Annotated in this window: 24 protein-coding genes; 20 read left to right on the top strand and 4 right to left on the bottom strand. The window is 58.4% G+C overall.

All coding sequences use genetic code 11. From position 1 onward, the window contains the following. The first annotated feature begins 123 nt into the window (after nt 1-123). Together IB264_RS33605 and IB264_RS33600 are read left to right on the top strand one after the other, a co-directional pair. Nucleotides 124-1407, top strand: a complete 1284-nt coding sequence (locus tag IB264_RS33605) for an aminotransferase class I/II-fold pyridoxal phosphate-dependent enzyme (RefSeq protein WP_084815211.1) — start codon at nt 124-126, stop codon at nt 1405-1407. Beyond that, entirely contained in the window at nt 1388-1765 is a 378-nt protein-coding gene (locus IB264_RS33600; protein WP_128090506.1) for a hypothetical protein, read from the top strand. The genes IB264_RS33605 and IB264_RS33600 overlap by 20 nt, the downstream gene beginning before the upstream one ends. A gap of 102 nt (nt 1766-1867) precedes the next feature. Here the strand turns inward: IB264_RS33600 and IB264_RS33595 are convergent, their stop codons facing one another. Beyond that, the gene (locus IB264_RS33595; protein WP_057206320.1) at nt 1868-2221 is read right to left on the bottom strand and encodes a MarR family transcriptional regulator; all 354 of its coding nucleotides are present in this window, start codon (nt 2219-2221) and stop codon (nt 1868-1870) included. A 98-nt stretch (nt 2222-2319) separates the two neighbouring features. Between IB264_RS33595 and IB264_RS35710 the strand changes: the two genes are divergently transcribed. The 16 genes from IB264_RS35710 (at nt 2320) to IB264_RS33520 (ending at nt 14656) form a co-directional block, all read left to right on the top strand. Continuing rightward, nucleotides 2320-2829, top strand: coding sequence for a hypothetical protein (locus tag IB264_RS35710; protein ID WP_371412306.1), 510 nt, complete (start codon nt 2320-2322; stop codon nt 2827-2829). Next, nucleotides 2798-3523 carry a transglycosylase SLT domain-containing protein gene (locus IB264_RS33590; protein WP_246811879.1) on the top strand — a complete coding sequence of 242 codons (726 nt, stop codon included), beginning with the start codon at nt 2798-2800 and terminating at the stop codon, nt 3521-3523. The genes IB264_RS35710 and IB264_RS33590 overlap by 32 nt, the downstream gene beginning before the upstream one ends. Before the next feature lie 12 nt (nt 3524-3535). Then, on the top strand, nt 3536-3832 hold the full coding sequence (locus tag IB264_RS33585; RefSeq protein ID WP_057206323.1) for a TrbC/VirB2 family protein: 297 nt from the start codon (nt 3536-3538) through the stop codon (nt 3830-3832). 5 nt (nt 3833-3837) lie between these two features. Further along, the gene (locus IB264_RS33580) at nt 3838-4164 is read left to right on the top strand and encodes a type IV secretion system protein VirB3 (protein ID WP_192435233.1); all 327 of its coding nucleotides are present in this window, start codon (nt 3838-3840) and stop codon (nt 4162-4164) included. 3 nt (nt 4165-4167) lie between these two features. Then, nucleotides 4168-6534, top strand: a complete 2367-nt coding sequence (locus tag IB264_RS33575) for a VirB4 family type IV secretion/conjugal transfer ATPase (protein WP_192435231.1) — start codon at nt 4168-4170, stop codon at nt 6532-6534. After that, the gene (gene virB5, locus IB264_RS33570; RefSeq protein ID WP_113569011.1) at nt 6534-7226 is read left to right on the top strand and encodes a P-type DNA transfer protein VirB5; all 693 of its coding nucleotides are present in this window, start codon (nt 6534-6536) and stop codon (nt 7224-7226) included. The genes IB264_RS33575 and virB5 overlap by 1 nt, the downstream gene beginning before the upstream one ends. A 142-nt stretch (nt 7227-7368) precedes the next feature. Next, on the top strand, nt 7369-8301 hold the full coding sequence (locus tag IB264_RS33565; RefSeq protein WP_192435229.1) for a type IV secretion system protein: 933 nt from the start codon (nt 7369-7371) through the stop codon (nt 8299-8301). A gap of 134 nt (nt 8302-8435) precedes the next feature. Next, a complete protein-coding gene (locus tag IB264_RS33560; RefSeq protein WP_309141690.1) occupies nt 8436-8633 on the top strand; it encodes a hypothetical protein in 198 nt (65 codons plus the stop codon). Next, the gene (locus IB264_RS33555; protein WP_192435227.1) at nt 8630-9301 is read left to right on the top strand and encodes a virB8 family protein; all 672 of its coding nucleotides are present in this window, start codon (nt 8630-8632) and stop codon (nt 9299-9301) included. The genes IB264_RS33560 and IB264_RS33555 overlap by 4 nt, the downstream gene beginning before the upstream one ends. A gap of 5 nt (nt 9302-9306) precedes the next feature. After that, entirely contained in the window at nt 9307-10179 is an 873-nt protein-coding gene (gene virB9, locus IB264_RS33550; RefSeq protein ID WP_192435243.1) for a P-type conjugative transfer protein VirB9, read from the top strand. Beyond that, a complete protein-coding gene (gene virB10, locus IB264_RS33545) occupies nt 10176-11348 on the top strand; it encodes a type IV secretion system protein VirB10 (RefSeq protein ID WP_171520622.1) in 1173 nt (390 codons plus the stop codon). The genes virB9 and virB10 overlap by 4 nt, the downstream gene beginning before the upstream one ends. A gap of 10 nt (nt 11349-11358) precedes the next feature. Next, on the top strand, nt 11359-12354 hold the full coding sequence (gene virB11, locus IB264_RS33540) for a P-type DNA transfer ATPase VirB11 (protein ID WP_057206333.1): 996 nt from the start codon (nt 11359-11361) through the stop codon (nt 12352-12354). A gap of 332 nt (nt 12355-12686) precedes the next feature. Then, on the top strand, nt 12687-12896 hold the full coding sequence (locus tag IB264_RS33535; protein WP_057206335.1) for a dodecin: 210 nt from the start codon (nt 12687-12689) through the stop codon (nt 12894-12896). Nucleotides 12897-13417: 521 nt separating this feature from the next. Beyond that, the gene (locus tag IB264_RS33530; RefSeq protein WP_171520623.1) at nt 13418-13741 is read left to right on the top strand and encodes a DUF736 family protein; all 324 of its coding nucleotides are present in this window, start codon (nt 13418-13420) and stop codon (nt 13739-13741) included. 71 nt (nt 13742-13812) lie between these two features. Next, on the top strand, nt 13813-14157 hold the full coding sequence (locus IB264_RS33525) for a DUF2958 domain-containing protein (RefSeq protein ID WP_210335712.1): 345 nt from the start codon (nt 13813-13815) through the stop codon (nt 14155-14157). A gap of 352 nt (nt 14158-14509) precedes the next feature. Continuing rightward, nucleotides 14510-14656, top strand: coding sequence for a hypothetical protein (locus IB264_RS33520; protein WP_164474988.1), 147 nt, complete (start codon nt 14510-14512; stop codon nt 14654-14656). 71 nt (nt 14657-14727) lie between these two features. Here the strand turns inward: IB264_RS33520 and traG are convergent, their stop codons facing one another. From traG to IB264_RS33505, 3 genes are read right to left on the bottom strand one after another with little or no spacing between them, the layout of a single operon-like run. After that, nucleotides 14728-16650, bottom strand: coding sequence for a Ti-type conjugative transfer system protein TraG (gene traG / locus IB264_RS33515; RefSeq protein ID WP_171520624.1), 1923 nt, complete (start codon nt 16648-16650; stop codon nt 14728-14730). A 14-nt stretch (nt 16651-16664) separates the two neighbouring features. Then, on the bottom strand, nt 16665-16877 hold the full coding sequence (locus IB264_RS33510) for a conjugal transfer protein TraD (RefSeq protein WP_057206342.1): 213 nt from the start codon (nt 16875-16877) through the stop codon (nt 16665-16667). A gap of 49 nt (nt 16878-16926) precedes the next feature. After that, nucleotides 16927-17151, bottom strand: a complete 225-nt coding sequence (locus IB264_RS33505; protein ID WP_057206344.1) for a TraC family protein — start codon at nt 17149-17151, stop codon at nt 16927-16929. A 190-nt stretch (nt 17152-17341) separates the two neighbouring features. Between IB264_RS33505 and traA the strand changes: the two genes are divergently transcribed. Continuing rightward, nucleotides 17342-21943: a Ti-type conjugative transfer relaxase TraA gene (gene traA, locus IB264_RS33500; RefSeq protein ID WP_192435226.1), complete on the top strand. Its 4602-nt coding sequence runs from the start codon at nt 17342-17344 to the stop codon at nt 21941-21943. A gap of 104 nt (nt 21944-22047) precedes the next feature. Next, the coding region (locus IB264_RS33495) for a transposase (RefSeq protein ID WP_192435225.1) at nt 22048-22440 on the top strand (393 nt) is incomplete at its 3' end.

Raw genomic sequence — 22440 nt, 5'->3', positions numbered from 1 at the left:
GTTATTATTTAAGCTACTCTTTTTGTATTTTGCAGAAGATTCAAAAATATTTGCACAATGCTTCGTTGAATAGGATCGTTACAACAGCCAGTCTCCACTCAATTCATGTTCTGGAGGCACGAAATGTCGATAAACACCAAAACCGGTCCGAACGGCGCAAGTAGGAGCCTTCGCCGGAATACCGATAGTCTCATCCGCCATTCGCGAAGCCACTTCGATGCTGCGCATTTCCATGGGCTCATGGCGCTCTATGCGCGCCCTTCAGTCGGTCGGGCTGTCGTTCTACCGCATGAAGGCGAGCGCCGTGTCGTTGATTTCGTGCGCTGCTCCTATCTGGGGCTCGATAATCATCCGAAGATTATCGATGGCGCAATCGAAGCGCTGATCAATTACGGCGCCTTGCATTGGTCTTGCGCGCGAACCCGCCTCAATTTCGCGATCATCGGCGAACTCGAGATGGCCCTGTCAGAGTTGTTCAATGCGCACGTGATTGCGTTCAGCACTGTACTGGCCGCAAACATGAGTGCACTTCCGTTGATCGCTTCCGGTCACCTGACAGGTGGCGCCAAGCCCGTAATGGTTTTTGACCGCCTCGCCCATGCGACGCTTGCCTATCACAAGGGAACGCTCGCTGGTGAAACCAAGGTCGAAACGATTGAGCACAATGACATCGAGGCGCTCGAGGCACTTTGTAAAAAATATCCTGCAGTTGCCTACATTTGCGACGGCGTCTATTCCATGGGAGGTTGTGTCAAGCTCGAACAACTGCGCCAGTTGCAAGACCGTTACGGCTTGTTCCTCTATGTCGATGACGCCCACGGCATCTCCATCTTCGGAGGTAACGGCGAAGGCTATGCCCGGTCGCAGATTGACGGTTCGCTCGGTGACCGCACGATTATTGCAGCATCTCTGGGCAAGGGTTTTGGCGCCTCAGGCGGGTTGCTGATGCTCGGCAACGACCATCAGGAGCAGCTTTTTCGAAGGTTCGGGGTTGCTCATGCATTTTCTGCGTCTTTGAATGTAGCGGCGATCGGCGCCGCACTCGCATCCCAAGCCTTGCATCGCACGCCGGAACTCCAAAATCTCCAGCTCGGGCTGCAGTCACGCATTGCTCTTTTTGACTGCCTCGTTCCAACCCAGCAGCGCGGCTCCTCTCTGCCGATACGAACAGTCGAGATCGGTGACGAATTAAGAGCAATCGCGGCGGCGAGAACTTTGCTGAATAGAGGATTCTACACATCGGCAATTTTCTTTCCGACCGTTCAAAAAGGCCGCGCCGGATTGCGCATATGTCCGACAGCGGGACACAGCGAGGATGATATCAAGGCAATCGGCGAAGCGATCGTAGCCGTCCTCGAAGAGTTCGAGCAAGCGGGGGTGGGAGCAAATGCTGACTTCCAACGCTAAATTCGGCTTACCCACGACCGCCAGTGAGCTGTGCATTGAGGTTCCAGGCGCCGCATATGTCGTCAGACGCCTGGCAGAACGTCCGGCACTTGGCCAACTGCTCCAGACGGACGAAGGCGATCTCATTAAATTTGTCGCTGGTGGGAGGATCACAATGTGGGCGCGCGGCAAACGATTGTTTCTGTTTGTGGAGGCAAGTGACCTCCTCACGCGTATCGCGATCGAAGACGTTCTGGCCGTGGAGCTTAGTTCCATCCACCCGACGCTTCCGACCTTGCTGCTGTGGCATGCCGCCAAGTTCGATCGCCTGCAATTTCCGCACCATCGTGAACAAGGGCGACCTTCAATTCCAGTGTAGCGACATGCGCGAAACATGGGCTTTCTCACGCCAGTGAGGCCGCCGCTTCCGCCTCAACCCAATGGAGTGAACCGGCTATGATCACTAAAAGTCTATTGGCGCTCAAGGCGAGCTGGCCTGTTTCAGTCTTGCAAAGAGCGTATCCGATATCTCGAATTCGCGGGCCTTGCCCCGTCCGAGCGCGTTCTTCGCCCAGCCTTCCCTCAAAAGGCCGCGGGCAACCAGCTGGTCGATCGGTTCTGCCGCTCCGCCCCGCGTCAATCCTGTCTTTTCCGTGATGTTTGTCAGCGTCAGCGGGATGTTGGCCAGGTGCAAGGTATAAAGCAGGCTCAGCATTCCCAGCTGCTTGAGGCGAGCCTGCGGGGTCTCTCCCTCTACCGGATTGTCCATGATCTCGCTCATTGCGAGCGACGAAAACGTAATGCTCTGCCAGCGGGCGTCAAATGACGTTGGCATGGATTTAACTGTCATTTTTGTGACACGCAGGCGATCTGACAAATCGCTCCCCCAAGGTCTCACTAGTTGCTCCGCGAGGTTTTCGCATGGTTTTCAGCATCTCTAAGATCGTCCTATCCGGCTCTTTGTCGATTGCAATATATGCCGTGTACGAGACTAAATCCTATGCGGATAATTGGGCATGTGAAGTCCTTCTTTGCCTGTCGAACCCTGGCGGCCCAACCGAGTTTGCGGAATGCCGGCCGTCAATCCACAAGCTTTGGAAACATTTGGCGAAGGGGCGGTCCTTCCCCGTCTGTAGCGGTATCGGTTTTCGAGCGTCTCGTCCGGGGTATGAGCCCTATTACTGCGAAGCTGGGTATCGGCTGAGCCAGCGCAGCGGAGACCGCGGCCGCGAAGCGACATGCATTTCGTTGCGGCCGGTCCCAACAGGCAACGACAGTTGTACGAGGCGGTGGCTGGACGGGCGACAGGCGGGTCAATGGGAATGGGCACAAGGACGACGCGTCTGCGTAGCGTACCGGCTGAAACCGCCGCATGTGCGCCAACACCCCCGCTTCGTCGACCTAACGATTGATGGGGTGGCGCCCCAACGTGTGTGGTTTTGATCCGATGCCAGTCCTATTCGTCGAATTGGCTGAGACCTGCGCACCGACGATCTCAAGCGAGATTCTCGCGGCTGTCGTCAGCATTGAAAGCGGCATTGCGCCGTTGGCGATCCGTATCAACAGTGATCATCCGCTCGGCGCTCCGCCGCGCAATATCATCCAAGCCGCCGATATTGCGACCAGGCTCATTGCCGAGGGCCATAGCGTGGATCTCGGGCTCGGGGGCATAAGCCCGTCTGACCTTGCGAGCATGGGAATGAGCATCGTCGATGGCTTTGACCCGTGCGAGAACCTCAAGGCCACGGCGCACCTTCTGACGCAATACCGGATCGCTGCGGACCGCGCGGGGTTCGAAGGCACAGAGCTCGAAGCCGTCACGCTGCGCGCCTACTTCGGTCGAGGCGATGCAAAGATCGGTGAGATCGTCGGATACGACCGCCGTGTCGAAAAAGAAAAGGAGCGGTTGAAGCCACGCCTGGCCGAGCTCGTACTGGAAGATGTCACGCGGCAGGCACGGTCGCCGCACGGAGCGATCGGCGACGGCGACATTGACCCAATGCCGAATGAAGGCGCCCCGCGCGACGAAGCCGCAAAGGCACACGAGGTTCAGCCGTTGCCCCGCGGCGGTCAGGATGACTGGGATGTATTCGCTTCGAAAGCGGGCTCTTCGGTTGTCGTTTTTTCCAAACAATAAAGGGAGTTTCGAATGGCCTTACGATCGCATCTAAAGCCTGTTGCTGCGTCGATATTGATCACTGCAGCGACGACCTTGGCGATGATGGAACCAGCCTTCGCCCAGGCCGCTGGCATTGAAAACGTGCTTCAGAACATCGTCGATATGCTGACCGGCAATATCGCGCGCCTGCTCGCGGTCATCGCCATCATAGTCATCTGCATCTCCTGGATGTTCGGTTACATGGATCTGCGCAAGGCTGGATTTTGGATCATCGGTATCGGCGGCATCTTCGGCGCCACCGAACTGGTCAACACGATCGTCGGATGATGCTCATGTCGCGCGCTGCTGCTGTTGAGGAAGACACGCTATTACTTGCTTGCACGCGTCCCATCATGGTTGCCGGGGTGACGATGGAGGCGATGGCGATCAACGTGATGCTGACGACGATCCTGTTCATCGTCGCCGGCTCGATTGTCTATGCCCTGGTTGGCGTGGTTCTCCATCTCGCTTTCAAAGCACTCGTCAAGCACGACCATAATATGTTTCGCGTCCTCGTTGCCTGCATTGAAACGCGAGGCAGGGCGCGCAACGCGGTTCTGTGGGGAGGCTCGACTGTCACTCCCTTGCGCCTTGATCATGTTTTGGAAGGGAGGATCTAGACCTTGACTAGTCTTGCTAAGTTCAAAGCCCGCGAACTGGAACCGGAAACCTTTATTCCCTACGTCCGTCATATCGATGAGACCGTCATTGGCCTCGACTCTCGCGCTTTGATGTCGGTCATCGCCCTTGAAGGCATCGCTTTTGAAACAGCTGATCCCCTCGATATCAATGCGTTTCACCGCGATCTCAACACGCTTTATCGCAACATCGCCGATGAGCGGTTGGCGCTATGGGCACATGTCATCCGTCGGCGCGACAATGACTATCCGCACGGCATTTATGCCAATGCCTTCTCCGCCAGCCTCAATCAAAAATACCGCGACAGGATGGTTGGCGAGGATCTCTTTCGCAACGATCTCTATCTGACGCTGGTGTGGCATCCGGCCCGCCATCCTGCCCGCAAGATCGCATCGTTGCTGACCAGGCTAAAGACCGCACGGGCCACTGGCTTCGAACTTGATCGCCAGGCCCTCAAACATCTGGTCGACGTGACGACCGACGTCTCAGCCGGCTTGGCGCGCTTCGCGCCGCGCATTTTATCGATCTATGAGCACGACGGCATTGTCTTTTCTGAGCCGAGTGAGGTGCTCCATCAACTGGTCGGCGGCAAGCGAGAACCGATCCCGCTTACGCAAGGGCGCATTTCTTCAGCGATTTACTCCGACCGGGTCATCATTGGCCGGGAAACCGCCGAGATACGACATGAAGCCGCGAGCCGTTTCGCCGGCATGTTCGGGTTCAAGGAGTACCCGGCGCGCACCCGCACTGGCATGCTTGATGACCTGCTGACGGCACCGTTCGAGCTCATCCTCACTCAGTCATTCGCCTTTGTCAGCAAGGCCGACGCCAAGGTGATAATGGGGCGCAAGCAGAACCAGATGGTCAGCGCTGGCGACAGGGCAAGTTCACAACTGCACGAGCTTGCAGACGCCCTCGACGATCTGGAATCAAACCGGTTCGCCCTGGGCGAACATCATCTGACGCTCGCAGTCTTTGCGCCATCGGTGACGGAGCTCAATGACAATCTGGCAAAGTCGCGCGCGCACCTCACAAATGGGGGTGCAGTCGTTGCCCGGGAGGATCTCGGGCTCGAAGCAGCCTGGTGGGCGCAGCTTCCGGGCAATTTTCGCTATCGGGCCCGCTCTGGCGCAATCACGTCCAAAAATTTCGCCGCTCTTTCGCCGTTCCATTCCTATCCCCGCGGTCAGGAGCACGGTAACGAATGGGGGCCCGCCGTCGCTCTCCTGAAAACCGCGTCCGGATCGCCGTTCTATTTCAACTTCCACCATGGTGATCTCGGCAATACTTTCGTCTGCGGCCCGACAGGATCGGGCAAAACCGTCGTCGTCAATTTCATGCTCTCGCAGTTACAGAAGCATGATCCGCATATTGTCTTCTTCGATAAGGACCGCGGCGCCGATCTGTTCGTGCGCGCCGCAGGCGGGATTTATCTGCCGCTGCGAAATGGTGCGCCAACCGGATGCGCACCACTTAAGGGTCTTGAGCTCACGCCGCAGAACAAGGTCTTTCTGTCCCAATGGATCGCGAAGCTTGTCGGCTCGAAGGCGCGTGAGCTTTCCGTTACCGAAGTCCGCGATATTGCCGGCGCCATCGAGGGAATTGCTGACCTTTCGCGCGATGAGCGCACCATAGGGGCGCTGCGTGCTTTCCTTGACAACACCGATCCCGAGGGCATAGCGGCGCGCCTGCGTCGCTGGGAAAAAGGTGGGCCGCTTGGCTGGGTGTTCGACAATGAGGCCGACGACATAGGCATCGGGGCGAAGTTCCTCGGCTATGACATGACGCATTTTCTCGACAATGAGGAAATCCGCACGCCACTGATGGCCTATCTGTTTTATCGGGTCGAGCAGTTGATCGACGGTCGCCGGATCATCATCGTCATCGACGAATTCTGGAAGGCGCTTGCCGACGAGGCCTTCCGCGATCTTGCCCAAAACAAGCTGAAGACGATCCGCAAGCAGAACGGATTGATGCTGTTTGCCACGCAAAGCCCACGCGACGCTATCGGTTCACCGATTGCACATACGATCATCGAACAATGCCCGACACAGCTATTCATGCCGAATGCGCGTGGAAGTCATGGCGATTATGTCGATGGTTTCAAGCTGACGGAGCGTGAGTTCGAACTGATATCGTGTGCACTCTCCAACGATGCGAGGCGGTTTATCGTCAAGCAGGGCCACAACAGTGTTGTCGCCGAACTCAATCTCGCAGGCTTCGACGATGAACTCGCCGTGTTGTCCGGGCGCACCGCCAATGTCGAACTGGGGGATCGTATCCGTGCGGACGTAGGAGACGATCCGTCCGCCTGGTTGCCGCTGTTCCAGCAAATGAGGAGTAAAAGCTGATGATCAGGAAGATGACAGCGATGATCGCTGCGGCCGCAGTGCTTTATGCAACAGGGACCTCAGCGCAGGGGATCCCGGTTGTCGATAACGCTGCAATCGCCAAACACATAGAGAGCATTGCCCAGTTGACCAAGCAACTGGATACGATGAAGGCGCAGCTTGATCAGGCGCAGCAGCTTTACGGCTCCCTGAACAAGCTGACCGATATGGCTGATATCGCAACCATCTTGAACGATCCGGCGATCCGCAACGCACTACCCGACGATTTCTCAGCCGTCCAAGGGCTGCTGAAGGGCTCAGGCGCCGGCGCCTTTGGCGATTCCGCCACGAGGTTCCTCGATGACAACAGCATCTATAAAACCAGCGCCAACGATTTCTACGCCTCAGAACTTGCTCGTATGCAGAACCGCAACGCCGGTCAGATGAGCCTCGGGCAGCAGATCTATGACGCGGCAACCAAGCGCATCGATGGCATCGACGAGTTGCGCAAACGGATTGCCGCGGCCGGAGACGCCAAGGACATAGCAGACCTTCAGGCCCGGCTGCTTGCCGAAACCGCCTTTCTCGAGACGGACACCCTGCGCATGCAGGCACTGCAGATGATCCAGCAAGCGCAGGTTCAGGTTGATCTGCAACGCCAGGCCGAAGACTGGCGCAAACGGATGGACGCAATGGGAGCCGCACTCAAATGACAACGTCGATGCCGACCCGTCTGCTGTTGCCCGCCGCCTGCTCGCACGGTGAGGTTCTCACCGAATTGAACCGCTTGGCCGAGGCGGTCCGTGGCAAGGCTCGGCTCGAGCGAACGAACAAGGCGTTTGGGGGCTAAGGCGGATGTACCAGGTCTTTGCTTTCCTCGACAGTCAATTCAAGGCTCCACTTGAGAGTTTCATTTCTTCCGGAACATCCAACATCAGCACGTGGGTGGCGGGGCCGTTGACGGCGGCCCTCGTGCTCTATGTCGTCCTCTATGGCTATCTGGTTCTCAGAGGGTCCATCGAAACACCTGTGCTGGAGTTTGCCTACCGCGCGATCAAGCTCGGCATTTTGGTGATGCTCGTGCGCGATGCTGCCGACTATCGGGCGTTTGTAACTGATCTATTCTTCACCAGTCTGCCGCAGGAAATCTCCACGGCGCTCAACACCGGCACCGTACCGAGTGCGTCGACATTTGATGCACTGCTCGACAAGGGGCAGGCGTCGGCCAACCAAATCTGGAACAGAAGCTCTTGGCCGCTCGACATCGCGACCGCATTCGGTGGCCTCTTGATGGTCGTCATCACATTCGTCGTCGCTGCAATCGGCTATATTGTCTCCCTCTATGCCCGCGTCGCACTCGCCATCATTCTGGCACTCGGTCCCATTTTCATTGCACTGGCGATGTTTCAGAGCACGCGGCGCTTCACCGAAGCCTGGATCGGCCAACTGGTTAATTTCGTTATCTTACAGGTCCTGGTCGTTGCGGTCGGCTCGCTGCTGATCACGACGCTCGACACGTCGTTCACCACCGTCGAAGCCTACGAGGACGTCTTGATGCGGCCGATAGCGATCGGAGCCATTGGGATCGCAAGCCTCTATGTCTTTTATCAGCTCCCCGGTATCGCAGCATCCCTTGCTGCCGGTGGTGCGTCGCTCACCTATGGCTACTCTGCGGCACGCGATGCGCATGAGAGTACGCTCACCTCCGGAGCAGTCGCTGTCCAGCGCATCGCGCGACGCGGTATGCGCGCCGCCGTTCGCCGCTTGTCGGCACACGACACGTCGTGACCTGCCGATGCTCTTCCAGCAAGGTGCCTCAACGGCGCTGCGACCCCTTTACGGATGAACAAAGGATACCGGTCGATATGCCGCGAACTGTCTTCTGCCTCCTATTGTTGGCCCTGGTCAGCGGATGCAACACGATGACGTCTCATCTCCCGAAATGCGACGGATACGCCAAACGCCCGCTCAACCGTTCAATGTGGCAATGGGAGGGCGGCAAACAGCATTCTGCAAAACCGCTCGGTTACCTGCGTGAACAGCCTGTTCCCGCGGCCTTCGAGGAGTTTGACGAACGCGCGTCCTATCGCAAATGCGCCGAGGCGCTGGGGCGCCAATGATCACCCCGGATGGTTTGAAGGCCTATTTCGACAGGGCGCGCCGTTTCGATCAGGATCGCTTGATAAGCGTCGAACGTTCGGCACGAATTGCCTGGACTATTGCGATTGTTGCAAGTTTCGTTGCCTGCGCCGCCGTCTTTGCCGTCGCTACGCTCGCGCCATTAAAGACGGCCGTGCCATTCGTCGTGCGTGTCGACAATTCGACCGGTATTGTCGACGTGGTATCGGCCCTGACCTCGGGGGCTGGAAGCTACGACGAAGCGGTGACGAAGTATTTTGCTGCGCGCTATGTCAGGGCGCGCGAAGGCTATGTTTGGTCGGAGGCCAAGGAGAATTTCGAGACCGTCTCACTCCTGTCGGCGCAACCCGAGCAGATGCGCTTTGCCACCCTTTACCGCGGCAGTAATCCCCACTCCCCACAAAATGTTTACGGGCGCGGTTCGACGGTGAAAGTCACGATCAAGTCGATCTCCCTGATCAACGCAAACGTCGTGTCGGTGCGCTTTCTCAGCACCATCACCCGGGCAGACGATGTGCGCACAACTCATTGGGTGGCGACGCTCACTTATTCCTATGTCAATGCCCCGGTCTCCTCGACCGACCGGCTGGTCAATCCGCTTGGCTTCGTCGTCAGTGATTATCGGGCAGATCCGGAGGCGATCAATTGAAGACAATTTCATTGCCAGTCTTTGCCGCCCTTGTCGCCGTCACAACGGTGTTTCATCCAGCCTTGGCCCTCGATATTCCGAGCGGCGCCGGGCAGGACAACCGTGTTCGTTTCGTCAACTACCAGCCGTACAACATCACCCGCATCGTCGGCACGCTGCGCTCTTCGGTTCAGGTGGAGTTTGCGCCCAATGAGGAGATCGCGCATGTGGCGCTTGGCAATTCGGTAGCTTGGGAGGTGGCGCCAGCCGGCAATATTCTGTTCCTAAAACCGCGCGAAAACCAGCCGATCACCAACATCTCCATAGTCACGACAAGACGAGATGGCTCAAAGCGCAGCTACCAGATGGAGCTTACAGTGCGCGACGGCTCCGTTGCTGCCGGACAAGATACCTACTTCTATGTGAAGTACCGCTATCCCACTGACGAGGCGCAGCGCCGGCGCCTGGAAGCGCAGGCCCGTGGCCAAGCGGAGAAAGCCGATGCTGCAAATGACGTTTTGGCGCTCCATGAGCAATATGGCCCGCGCAACTGGCAATATTCGGTGCAAGGATCTGCCGCGATCGAACCGCAGGCCGTTTACGACAACGGCAAGCTTACAACTTTTGTCTTCGGCGACAATCGGGAGATCCCGGCAATCTACCTTGAGAACTCCGACGGAACCGAAAGTCTCGTCTCAAAATCCATCTCCGGTGGTCTCGTGCTCGTTCATGCCATCAGCCGCAAGTTCATCCTGCGTCGTGGAGCGGATGTGATCTGCGTCTTCAACGAGGGCCACCCTCTTGGCGCCGACAACCCCGGGACACATACGACCTCTCCATCGGTGGAGAGGGTCGTCAAGGCAGCAGATGAGGACACAGCCCAAAGAGACGCACAATGACAGACGATGTTCCAACGACGATACCCGGCGAACGCGGACATGCCCAGCTTCCCCAAGGGTTCGACAGCAACCCGGCTCTCAGACGCGGCGCCGTTGTCGCAGCTATCCTCGCCTTCATCGGCTTCGGGCTGTGGTCGATGCGTTCGCAGACCCTTGACCCGAATGCCAATCGTGAGGAGCGGGTGGTCATCCGGCAAGCGACGGACTTCGAGCCGGCAAAAGAGGAGCCCAAGACGGTGGAGCCATTGCCCGAAGTCAAATTGCCAACGCCGGTTGTCGCCGAAGCGCCCACCGAACCCGAAAAGGACGAGCTTCTGGAATCTGCGCGGCGAGCCCCAGTCATGGCCTTCAGCGCAGGCCAAGTGATCGATCGCCGTTCCGAATACACGCAAACACCGCCGGATCAAGCTTCGACCTATCTGCCCATTAATGGCGCGCTTGGCGGCGAGGGAGGCGAAAACGAAGATCAGCGTTTCGACCGGATGCTGAAGCCGACACGGCTCGAAGGTTCGCGAGCCGGACATCTCGGCAACCGGAACTATATCGTCGCGATGGGGACTTCGATCCCGTGCGTGCTCGAAACGGCTCTGTCTTCTGACCAGCCTGGCTTCGCCAGCTGTGTCATCAATCGCGACGTGTTTTCGGATAACGGCCGTGTGGTGCTGATGGAGAAGGGCACGCAGATTGTCGGCGAATACCGCGGCGGTCTGCGGCGCGGCCAGAAGCGGCTCTTCGTCCTCTGGAACCGTGCGAAAACGCCAACCGGTGTCATCATTGCGCTTGCTTCACCCGCAACCGATGCGCTCGGTCGCGCCGGTTTTGACGGTCATGTCGACAGTCATTGGTGGGAGCGCTTCGGCAGTGCTTTGCTCCTGTCGATCGTTGGTGATGTGGCGAGCTTTGGCGGAAGGCAATTACAGGATCAGGACGTCGACGCGGAGGGTACGACGAGCGCCGGCAGGCAAGCGGCAGCGATCGCGGTCGAGCAATCGATTAATATTGTCCCGACGCTCAGCAAGCATCAGGGCGAGCTCGTGTCGATTTTCGTGGCACGTGATCTCGATTTTTCCCGGATCTACGAATTGCGGGTGACCGAACCACGCAACACTCTTCTCAATCGTTCTGTCCTCGGCGACTTCAGCAAACGCGCGCGCGTGGTAACGAAATGAGGATGAGCGCATGACGGGAACGTGCGACGCGCCTGTCGTGCGCCAGCTTCTCCAGCCGATCGCGGGGTTGCTGCAAAACCCCACACTCTATGAGGTGGTCATCAACCGGCCGGGCGAAGTCCTGGCTGAAGGGTCCGCTGGCTGGTCGCGCTTTGACGTTGCGGAACTGACCTTTGACAGGTTGATGCGTCTTGCCCGCGCCGTTGCCAGTCATTCGCATCAGGCGATCGACGAGGCGAGGCCGATCCTTTCGGCAACTCTTCCGGACGACGAGCGTATTCAGATCGTTATCCCGCCGGCAACAACAAAAGGCACGGTTAGCATCACCATTCGCAAACCCTCATCGGTGTCCCTGTCGTTAGGGGGCCTCGACGCAGCAGGACTATTTACCGTGACCGCCGCGGCGGGCGATCGGGCCGACAGTCCGGACACAAGGCTGTCTAAGCTTTACAAAGCCGGAAACTATGCGGCGTTCCTGGAGCAATCGGTTGTCGCCCGGAAGAACATCATTATTTCCGGGGCGACCGGCTCGGGTAAAACCACGCTGTCGAAGGCGCTGATCCAGCACATTCCGACGTTCGAGCGCATTATCACAATCGAGGACACAGCCGAGCTGGTCATACCGCAACCAAACCACGTTCGACTGTTCTATTCGAAGGGGGAACAGGGCCTTGCGAATATCGGTCCCAAGGAGCTGCTGGAGTCAAGCCTGCGGATGCGTCCCGATCGTGTCCTGCTGCAGGAACTGCGCGACGGCACGGCTTTCTACTACATCCGAAATATCAACTCCGGACATCCAGGGTCCATCACCACTGTGCACGCTGACTCGGCGGCCCTCGCGTTTGAGCAGCTGACCCTCCTCGTTAAGGAATCCGACGGCGGGCAGGATCTCGCCCGCGACGATATCCGCAACCTCTTGAAGATGATGGTCGATGTGGTCATTCAATGCAAACGGGTGGAGGGCAAGTTCCGGGTGACAGAGATATGGCTAAGTCGCTCGGCATAGTGTCCTCCGCCACAGCGCCCGGGGTGCTATCATCCGTCTCACCAAGCCCCTCATGACGAGGGGCGCCGCAAGTTCTCTAAGGATTGCGCGGCCCAGGCACACCAGGTCAACCGGGTCGATTGATCTCCGGCTCGCGGTGGCCTTTGCCTCTACATTGTTTGACAGCAACCCGGTATTGCCGGATCGTTGGGTTCGCTGTGCATGCAAGCAGTCCCTTGGCGCAGCGTTGTCGGTGTGACGATGCCCGCTCTATTGAGCAGCAACCCCGTCGAGCGGTGCCCTCGAGCCCCTTTTGAAGCCAAGCGTAGCCTGAACCTATACGGGAGGATAACGTGAGCGACCATGTCTACAAGAAGGTAGAACTTATCGGTAGTTCGAAAGTCTCGGTGACCGAGGCAATCGAGACGGCGATTATGCGGGCCTCTAAAACAATGAGAAATCTCGAATGGTTCGAGGTGGATCAAATCCGGGGACAGATCAAGGATGGGGCGGTGGCGTGCTATCAGGTGGTTGTGAAGGTCGGATTTCGGATCGACGATTGACACGCTAGGCCATTTATCTGTGCCGACGTACAAGCTGTCTCCGCTTGTCGATCGGGTATTCGTGGAGGCCGCGGCTACCGTTACGGCATACCGGCGAACTATACCTCTCGGTCAAACCGGACAGCATCCGAGATCCGCATGATCTTCGGCAGCTCGCGGACCTTCGCGGATCCTGCGAGCCAGTCCGTCGGCTGTCTCGGTTAATGACGAACGCGCAGCGGCCTCCCAACCCTGCACTATTTGCGGGCGATAGCGTTGCTCATGAGGTTCCAGCCCCATGAAACCCGCGCTGCCGGTTTTTGAACGCCCGTGTGCGATGGCGCGCACGAACCACGCGTCTCCTCGATCGCTCGCGTCGGAAACCATTCCCGTTCTCGATGTCGCCTTTCTAAGGGACCGGCCGCGTCCAGCGTCAACCCGCAAGGGGTTTCCCTCCGCTTCGCTGCGGTGACACTTGCGGCTCGGCCCCTTCTTCGGGCGCCATCGGGAATGGTTCCCGAGCAACCGAAGGAGACAGCACCATGGCCACCACGATCGCAACCCTTACCGAAAAGACCGACGGCACCCTCGAAGGTCTCTTCGCGACCATCAAGGTCAACGCCCCGATCGCCCTCATTCCGAATGGCCAGAAGGTAAGCGAAGGCGCCCCTGACTATCGCATCATCCACCGCCGCACCGGCTTCGAGATCGGCGCCGGCTGGTACCGGAACTCGCAGCGCACTGGCGAGGAATACCTCTCGGTCAAGCTTGAAGCGCCGGAGATCGGTGTGATCTTCGGCAATGTCGCACCGGCGCCGGGCGGCGAGGCGAACCGCAAGGTCATCCTGTGGAATGATCCAGCCTGAGCGTCGCACACGCCGGCCCCGCGGTGATCGCGGGGCCGCTCCGTCCAACCCCTTCATCTTGGAGAATACCAATGCGCCTCATCACCGAGGAAATCCGCGCGGCCCTAATCACCAACGGTCGACGCTTCCAACGCGATCCAGACTTCGATCCGCTTCCGCTCGTCAAACTGTTTACGCCCGACGCGGCCGCCACATGGTTGATCGCCGCTGCCGACCCGGAGGACCCCGATTTGCTCTTCGGGCTCTGCGACCTCGGCGTCGGGCTTCCCGAACTCGGTTCCGTTCTTCTCTCGGAGATCCAATCCGTTCGCGGTCGCCTTGGCCTGCGCGTCGAAAGGGACCTCACCTTTAAAGCGGACCGGTCAATTTCGGCCTATGCCAAAGTCGCTACTGCAGCCAGCCGGATCGTCGCCTAGCTGAGTATATAGCCAAGAGGGACCGTAGTCGGCAGGCTACGGTCTCGATTTGTTTGTCATCATTGGCGAAATACTGCGCGTGGCGCTCTAACCGGATCTTGTTAGAAGCGAGGCAGCCAGCTGCCCGTATATTCTGGGTGGCATACCCAACCCACCCTGTCTGCTCAGAAACGTCAGGATGCCATGAGGGGTCTGAATGCATCAAGGCCGCGCGGCCCCCTCCAATTTTGCCGCAAGCGGCAAAATCGGCTCCTCCGCGCGCCGGCTCCGCCGGTCGCGTGACGCGAGCCTTGACCCCTTCCGACCCCTCATGACCGACGGCGTCATCTTTCACAAATTCAAGGAGATGACGATGACCATCGAACAGCACATCGAGGAACTGCGCGCCGAATTGCAATATTGCCCGGACGCCGAGGAGCGCCACCAGATCGAAGCCGAACTGGAAGCGGCACGGCAGGAACTCGTCCGTCGCAACACCGATGACCCACCTCCAAAATAGTGGCCGTGCGTCATCTTGCTTCGACAGCAATCTTCTGGACGTATTGCCGAGCGGTGACAGGATGTGATCGCTTAGGTCGCCGCTGTCTTGACGAACCGGTTGGGTTCGACCGCCGCATTCATGTCCTTTCTCCGGAAATAAATCGCACGTCCGCAACGCAACGGACTGTGGCCCTGGACAATGATGATCTGCTCGTCCTTGCGCATCGACTGGATGATTTCGTGCGGCATAATCAGCGGTCTGCGCTGAAGGCTGACACTCTCTGACCGCCTTGAAGCTTTGTCAGAGCTGCTCCCGCCGATATTGCGGGACCGGCCCTCGACCTCAACGGTCATTTCGCCACATTGAGCGGAAACGTTCCGGGCCGTGTCGAGCGCCTTGATTGCCGCATAGGATGCAAAGGCGCATCCATCGATCCATGAGGTCGCGCCATCACGGCCGAAGTGCTTTTCGAGCTGGCCGACCGATTGATACATCAACATCAGCGTGATGCCGTATTTCCGGCCGTAGTCGCGGGCATCCTCGAGCACGCGCATGAAGCCGAGCAGATCGATCTCATCGAGCATGAAGAGTGCGCGGCGGTCGAAGGCCCCGTCGGCCTGGATCATGGCATTGATCAGTGAACCGACGATGACGCGGGCAATGCCCGGATAGCTGCGCAGGATCGAGGCGGGAATGTTCAGGAAAACGTCAATCGCGCCCTTGACGATATCACCCGATTTGAATGCCGTCCCGCAGACGAGCGCGGCATAGTCGTCGAGCGATAGCCATTGTGTATCCTTCGACGCGGTAGAATAGACGCCACTGAAAGTCTGTTCCGTCATATTGGTGAAGACGCCCAGCGTCTCGCGGACAAAGGCCGATTGCGATGTTTCCTGAATGTCGCGCAACATCGCCAGGACTGAGGGTTCGGGCTCGGAAACAATCTGGCGCAGACTGCGAAGATCGCGACGGCCGGCATACTCCGCAGAGAGCATGATGTGCGCCAGCAAACCTGTCAGAAGATTGTGCGCCTGGTTCTGGAAATATGACCCCGTCGATGTTTCGATCCGAGAGCTTTCCGACAGAAGCATGTGAGCAACCGCGACGATGTCCTCTTCCTTGGATTTCGAGGTTTCAATCCAGTCGAGGACGTTGAAGCCCCAAGCGGGATTGGATGGGCCAAGTACGATGCAGTTTCGTTTGAGCTTCGTTCGCCGATGGGCAACAACCATCGGCGCTACTTCGGTCGAGGGATCGAGGCAGATCAGTGGTCCGGTATAGCGCAACGCTGTCGGAATAACATTGCTCGTGGTCTTGTATCCGCCTGAACCAGCGAAAAACAGCATATGAGTGGAATCGAAATCTTGCCTATAGGTGAGCAGCGGTGCCTTGCCGCCTTTCCCCCAGGTTGACCGGTCGTCAGGCCGAAAGGGGACACGGTGGATCGTCTCGAGATCGACCCGGTAGCGCTCGCCAATGACGATTTCACCATCCGCCGGAAACTGTGTGGCGGCGGCAGACATAGACAGCCAATCGGCGTCGCCGAAGGTGGCCCGCCGGGCTCGTTTGACCGTTCCACCGATGATTATGGACATACGGGCGGAGAGCGCCACGATGGCAAAGCCGCCGATTGCGCCTGCGGCTGCGTAGAGATCGAGATAGGAAAACGCCCCTGCCCAGGTGACCACTCCAGACTGAACGAAGGGGGACAGGCGGGCGTGTTCCCGTACTGCGTAAAATCCGCCAATGCAGAGAAACGTGATGACACTGACAAGCGCGATCGGTCTGCGCCGGTGCAGAGGCAAGATTGCCACAGTAATGAGCCCCGAAATCGGTCCAAAGAAAAGATTGGGAATCGGGGACGCACGCATGAACCAATAGGCATACTCGGGCGCAACCATAGTCGCCATCGTCGGCCACTTGTAAGCTGTGATAAGCAAAGTCGCGAGGCTCACTGCTATTGGCACGAGTGCCAGCAGGACCATCGGGCTGAGTCGTCGTTTCGCCGCCATCCCGCACTCTCTGTCTATAGTTTGATCAGTGCGCGGGCCTCCGCCCGAAAGGCCTTCGCACCGAGGGCGCATAGCCGATCATGCTCCACCGCCCCGACTGGAACCCGGCTCGCCTCGATCAGCGCTCCGAGCAGAAACGCCCGATCGGCGTTCCTTAAGCCTGCCTTGATGACCAATCCGCCGAGGATGACTTTCTCGTGGGTATCGCGCTTGCGCTCTTGCGTCATTCTGTGTTGCCGCTTCCGTTCGAGAAATACAATCCGCTGGTCAAGCCGCCTAAGCGGATGGACCAGCGGCGCCCCGGACCCTTTCGCGAAATCGTGTGACGATCTCTGCGAAAATGGCGTCGAGCTCGCTATCGGGAATATCGAGTTCGGCGAGACCGGCTTTCTGCGCCATCCGGGCGAAACGCTCGTTGGCTTTAAACAGCAGGTTCTTGCGTTTCGCCCGCAGTGCTTCGATTTGAGCATCGATTTCCGAAATGGTTGTTTTTGAGCGCACTTTTCGTCCTTCCTCTGTCTCCAGCGAGATTCGATTATACTATCTTAAATGTCATAGTCAAATCGTCGCAAATGAGGTATTGGAAAATGAAACTCCGAGCCAAAGATGAATCATGAAGTCCTACTAAGTAGGCGGATGGCGCAATATACGTCGCAGTTGCGACGCGCTTGGGAGGGGAGCTTGACCTGAATTGGCTATCATGTTTGTGAGGGCTCAGGTGATCAGCCGGAGTGCCGGACGCAGTATCATCTCTGCAGCTGCCTATCGTCATCGCACCAAGATGATGGACGAACAGATCGGCAAGGAATTCCGCTACTATGGCGATGCTGCGGAACTGGCGCATGAAGAACTTGCTTTGCCCGCCGAAACACCCGCATGGCTGAAGGCGGCCATAGATGGGCGGACGGTCGCTGGTGCCAGTAAAGTGCTTTGGAACGCGGTCGACCGTTTCGAGACGCGCTGCGATGCGCAGCTTGCCCGCGAGATCATTCTCGCGCTTCCGGTGGAATTAAACCGCAAGGAGAACATCGAACTTGTGCGCGACTTCGTGCGGGAAAACCTCACGTCGCGGGGAATGGTCGCCGATTGGGTTTATCACGACAAGGACGGCAATCCGCATGTTCATATTATGGCAACGCTGCGCCCTTTGGCCGAGGAGGGGTTCGGGCCGAAGAAAGTCGCGATCGTCGGTGAAGACGGCCAACCGGTACGCGTCAAAACGCCCGACCGACCTGAGGGGAAAATCGTTTATCGGCTGTGGGCAGGCGACAAGGAAGCGATGAAGGAGTGGAAGGTTGCCTGGGCGGAAACGGCAAGCCGCCATCTGGCGCTTGCCGGTCATGACTTCCGCCTTGATGGTCGTTCCTACGATGAACAAGGACTTCGCGGACTGGAGCAACGGCATTTCGGTCCGGATCGTGCTGCGCTTGTTCGTAAAGGCATCGAATCCTATTTTTCACCGACTGCATTGGCCAAGCGCTATGAGATTGCCGACCGGCTCACGGATGATCCGACCTTGTTGCTCAAGCAACTCGCCATCGAGCGATCGACCTTTAACGAGAGGGATATCGCCCGCGCGCTGCATCGTTATATCGACGATCCGATCGTCTTTGCCAATATACGCGCCAGACTGATGGCATCGGACGATCTGGTGATGCTGCAGCCGCAACGGCTAAACAGTGAAACCTGCAAAGTAGAGTGTCCGGCGGTGTTCACGACGCGCGCTCTGGTCCGAACCGAATATGAAATGGCACGCTTGGCAATTAAGTTGTCGAAGATGAAAGGCTTCGGTGTCTCTAAGTCCCGCGTTGACGCTGCCGTTACATCAATTGAATCTGAAATGTCTGCCGGTGGTGTTCGGCTCGCAACAGAGCAAATCGATGCCGTCCGGCATGTTACCGCCGGTGGCGCAATTGCCGCGGTCGTCGGTGTGGCCGGCGCCGGTAAATCGACATTGTTGAGTGCCGCCCGTACTGTTTGGGAAAATGAGGGGCGGCGTGTCGTCGGTGCGGCACTGGCCGGCAAGGCTGCTGAGGGATTGGAGGAAAGTTCCGGTATTCTCGCCCGCACCATCGCCTCCTGGGAACGTGCCTGGGAGCGAGGTAACGATCTTCTCGGAAAAGGGGATGTGCTGGTCGTAGACGAGGCCGGAATGGTGTCGTCACAACAAATGGGGCGTTTGTTGAAGCGTATCGAGGTCGCGGGCGCAAAGGCGGTGCTCATTGGTGATCCGATGCAGCTTCAGCCGATTCAGGCCGGTGCGGCTTTCCGAGCGATTGTCGAGCGCATCAACTCTGCAGAGCTGGCCGGTGTCCGGCGGCAGAAAGAGGAATGGGCGCGTACGGCCTCCAAGCAATTTGCCCGCGGCGATGTGAAAGCGGCGCTTGCCGCTTATGGCGAACGCGGGCATATCGTTAGCGCCGAGACCCGTCAGGCTGCCATCGAGCGCATCGTCGTAGACTGGACAGCTGCACATCGCGAATTGGTAGTGAACGCCAGGGCGGAAGGTCGCAAACTTCGTGGCGACGAACTGACTGTACTTGCGCATACCAATGACGACGTGAAGGTGTTGAACCGTTCTATTCGCAATGTGCTTTCGACGGATGGATTGTTGTCGGACAGCCGGCCGTTCCTGACCGAGCGCGGTATGCGGGAGTTCGCGGTTGGTGATCGGATCATCTTTCTCGAAAATGCCCGGTTCGTCGCGCCGCATGCCAAGAACCTTACTGTTCAGCACGTGAAGAACGGCATGCTCGGGACGGTTTGCTCGACGGCAGCCGGAAGCGGGACGGCGCTGCTCACGGTGCGGCTCGACAATGGACGCGATGTCGTTTTTGCCGAGGATACCTATCGCAATGTCGATCATGGGTACGCCGCGACCATCCACAAAAGTCAGGGTTCGACTTTTCATCGCGCCTTCGTGCTGGCGACCGGCATGATGGACCAGCATCTGACGTATGTCGCGATGACCCGCCACCGCGATCGCGTCGATCTTTATGTCGCTGCGGAGGATTTCCAGCGGAGGCGGGAACGCGACAGAGCGCCGCGTGCCGACTACACCGACGGGGTTAGCGGCGAGCTTGTCGAAACAGGAATTGCGACGTTTCGACCGCGCGACGATGTTGGTCCAAGTCCCTATGCCGATCTTCGTATTGAAGATGGAATGACCCATCGTCTGTGGGGCGTCAGTCTGCCGAAGGCGCTGAAGAATGGCGGGGTGCAGGTTGGCGACACCGTAATGCTTCGAAAGGATGGAACAGAGAAGGTCACGGTCAAGGTTCCAGTCAACGATGAAGACACTGGCAAAAGACGCATCGAAGAGCGTGTTGTCGAGCGCAACATCTGGAGAGCGGGTCTGATCGAAAAAGCAGAGGACCGACAACGACGGATTGCCAAGGAAAACCGTTTGCCGGACTTATTTCCGCAGCTGGTTAAACGGCTCTCGCGTTCGGGCGGAAAAACGACCACGCTCGATTACGTGACGGAGGATGCATACCGATCACTGGCAGAGGACTTCGCGAAGCGTCGCGGAATTGAGGTAGTGTCTGGCTGGAGTCTTGTTGAGAAGGCGGATCGTACGCTGAGCTGGCTTTCCGATCAGCGTGGTCGAGTGGTTAGACTATGGCAACGCGCCAACTCCGCGCTTGATATTGCGGCTGAGCATGCCGAAGGCATTGAGGCAAGCAGCAGTGCAGCCAGGCGGCAGGTTCCTAAGGTCAGTGCGGATGAGAATCCAGAATTACTCCCGGCAACGATTTCGTTCTCGCGGACACTCGAGGAAGATGCTCGACTTGCGCACCTCGCATCACCTGCCTGGGCGGAGCAGGAAGCGATCATCATGCCTTTGCTCAAGCGGATTTACCGCGATCCGGCGGCCGCGCTTGCGGAGTTGAACGAACAATCCTCGAATACCGCCAAGGATCCGCAGCTGATCGCAGACCGGCTTATTCGATTCCCGAAAGCACTCGGGAAACTGCGTGGCGGCGCTAACCTTGTCGACGGTCAAGCGGCCAGGAAGGAGAGGGCGGCGACCTTGTCAGCTGTGCCAGAGCTCGCGCTTTTGGCGCGAGCTCTGGCGACGGAGTTTCGTAGCCAAGAAGAGCGCTTCCTCAACCGCGAGCGAATGCGCAGATCGCATATGAGCTTCGTTGTTCCGGCACTTTCCAAAAATGCAAGAGCGCGGCTTTTGGAGATCGAAACGGCCTGGGAGAAAGGGGGAGATGAGGCTTATCGATCCGCTTTCCGGATCGCCACGGAGGATCGCTCAGTAGTGCAGGAGGTCAAGGCCATCGACGATGCCCTGACCCGTCGGTTCGGATGGCTTGCGTTTTCCGACAAGGCAGATGGCTTCGCTAAGCGCGATACGGCGATGCGTTTTCCGGAAAGCATGGTGGAGGAAAGGCAGGCCGAACTGACTGTGCTGTTTTCGGTCGTTAGACGGTTTGCGGCGGAGCAGCGCATGATAGAAAAACACGAGCCCGCTCAACTCATCGCACCGGCAGCATTTGCTCCGCAGTATTCGGTCGCGCGCTTGCCAATGTTGCCAGCTGTAACCGAATTCAAGGTCAGTGTGGAGGATGAGGCGCGGCTCAGGGCGGTGGAGGCCCAGCATTACAGGCAGGAGAGAGCGGCACTCGGGCGAGACGCAGTTCGGATCTGGCGCGATCCGGCCACCGCGGTTGCGACGATCGAGAGCCTTGTAACAATGAAGATCGACCCCGAACGCATTGTGCATGCCATTGTCGCTGATCCCGCCGCCTATGGCGCCTTGCGTGGCTCGGACAGGGTGTTGGAGAGGCTCCTGGCAGCAGGACGAGAGCGTCGGGAAGCAATACAGTATGTCAATATCGCTGCCGCCTCCATTCGCACCATGGGATGCTCCTACGCCGCCGCCTACGAGGCGGAGCTGTTGGCGGTCAAGAATGAACGAAACCGCATGAGTGTCGCTATACCAGGGTTGACCAAAGAAGCTGAGAGTGAGCTCCGCCGTTTAACGGAACAGACGGCGAAGAATGCGAAGCATCTCGCGGGGAAGGTTCGGGCGCTTAATCCGGAGATCCGTGCGGAGTTCGCGACTGTCCGCAAGGCGCTCGATGCACGTTTCGGACCGGGAGCACTCACCCGCGGCGACAGACATGCGATTAAAATGGTGCCGAAGTCGCAATGGGCGGCGTTTGAGGCGATGCGCCATCGTATCCGCGGGCTTCTGCCCGCCACCGGCGCCTACGAAGCAGAGGAGGCAAGCGTCGAGAGCCAGCGCCGCGCGATCAACCAGGCACGAAGCCCGCGCTAGACTAAATGTTCGCCTTGGGACCGGGTGACCCGTCTCACAATATGCAGGTATCGAGGGTTGCGTGAGTTATCCTCGCACAGAGCCTCATGCATAGGAGACGGGCCGTGGCAGACACTATCACATATGTCGGATTGGACGTTCACAAAGAAACGATTTCGGTCGCGCTCGCTGATGGCGGCAAACGTGGGGACGTGCGCGCGTTTGGCCAGATCGTAAACACGCCAACGGCCTTGGCCCGTATGCTGGCGAAGCTTTCACAGCCAGGGCGGACGCTGAAGTTTTGCTACGAAGCAGGACCCTGCGGCTATGGCATTCAGCGCCAACTGTCTGCCGCAGGTCATGACTGCGTGGTTGTCGCCCCCTCTTTGATCCCGCGAAAGCCGGGCGATCGCATCAAGACAGACCGTCGAGATGCCAACAATCTGGCAAGGCTTCATCGCGCTGGTGAACTGAGCGCCGTCTGGATCCCCGATCCCGCCCATGAGGCGATGCGCGAT

The sequence above is a fragment of the Ensifer sp. ENS11 genome (assembly GCF_014851895.1).
Classification (GTDB): domain Bacteria; phylum Pseudomonadota; class Alphaproteobacteria; order Rhizobiales; family Rhizobiaceae; genus Ensifer; species Ensifer canadensis.
Note: the sequence above shows the minus strand (reverse complement) of the source record. Positions and strands in the feature narration are given on the sequence as shown.

Coding starts and splice junctions, on each gene's coding strand:
- IB264_RS33555 (WP_192435227.1), top strand. CDS start 8,630: ATGATCACCCCGGATGGTTTGAAGGCCTATTTCGACAGGGCGCGCCGT.
- IB264_RS33565 (WP_192435229.1), top strand. CDS start 7,369: ATGTACCAGGTCTTTGCTTTCCTCGACAGTCAATTCAAGGCTCCACTT.
- IB264_RS33580 (WP_192435233.1), top strand. CDS start 3,838: ATGTCGCGCGCTGCTGCTGTTGAGGAAGACACGCTATTACTTGCTTGC.
- IB264_RS33595 (WP_057206320.1), bottom strand. CDS start 2,221: ATGCCAACGTCATTTGACGCCCGCTGGCAGAGCATTACGTTTTCGTCG.
- IB264_RS33520 (WP_164474988.1), top strand. CDS start 14,510: ATGACCATCGAACAGCACATCGAGGAACTGCGCGCCGAATTGCAATAT.
- IB264_RS33560 (WP_309141690.1), top strand. CDS start 8,436: ATGACGTCTCATCTCCCGAAATGCGACGGATACGCCAAACGCCCGCTC.
- IB264_RS33600 (WP_128090506.1), top strand. CDS start 1,388: ATGCTGACTTCCAACGCTAAATTCGGCTTACCCACGACCGCCAGTGAG.
- IB264_RS33590 (WP_246811879.1), top strand. CDS start 2,798: ATGGGGTGGCGCCCCAACGTGTGTGGTTTTGATCCGATGCCAGTCCTA.
- IB264_RS33510 (WP_057206342.1), bottom strand. CDS start 16,877: ATGACGCAAGAGCGCAAGCGCGATACCCACGAGAAAGTCATCCTCGGC.
- virB5 (WP_113569011.1), top strand. CDS start 6,534: ATGATCAGGAAGATGACAGCGATGATCGCTGCGGCCGCAGTGCTTTAT.
- IB264_RS33585 (WP_057206323.1), top strand. CDS start 3,536: ATGGCCTTACGATCGCATCTAAAGCCTGTTGCTGCGTCGATATTGATC.
- IB264_RS33605 (WP_084815211.1), top strand. CDS start 124: ATGTCGATAAACACCAAAACCGGTCCGAACGGCGCAAGTAGGAGCCTT.
- IB264_RS33525 (WP_210335712.1), top strand. CDS start 13,813: ATGCGCCTCATCACCGAGGAAATCCGCGCGGCCCTAATCACCAACGGT.
- virB10 (WP_171520622.1), top strand. CDS start 10,176: ATGACAGACGATGTTCCAACGACGATACCCGGCGAACGCGGACATGCC.
- traG (WP_171520624.1), bottom strand. CDS start 16,650: ATGGCGGCGAAACGACGACTCAGCCCGATGGTCCTGCTGGCACTCGTG.
- virB11 (WP_057206333.1), top strand. CDS start 11,359: ATGACGGGAACGTGCGACGCGCCTGTCGTGCGCCAGCTTCTCCAGCCG.
- IB264_RS33530 (WP_171520623.1), top strand. CDS start 13,418: ATGGCCACCACGATCGCAACCCTTACCGAAAAGACCGACGGCACCCTC.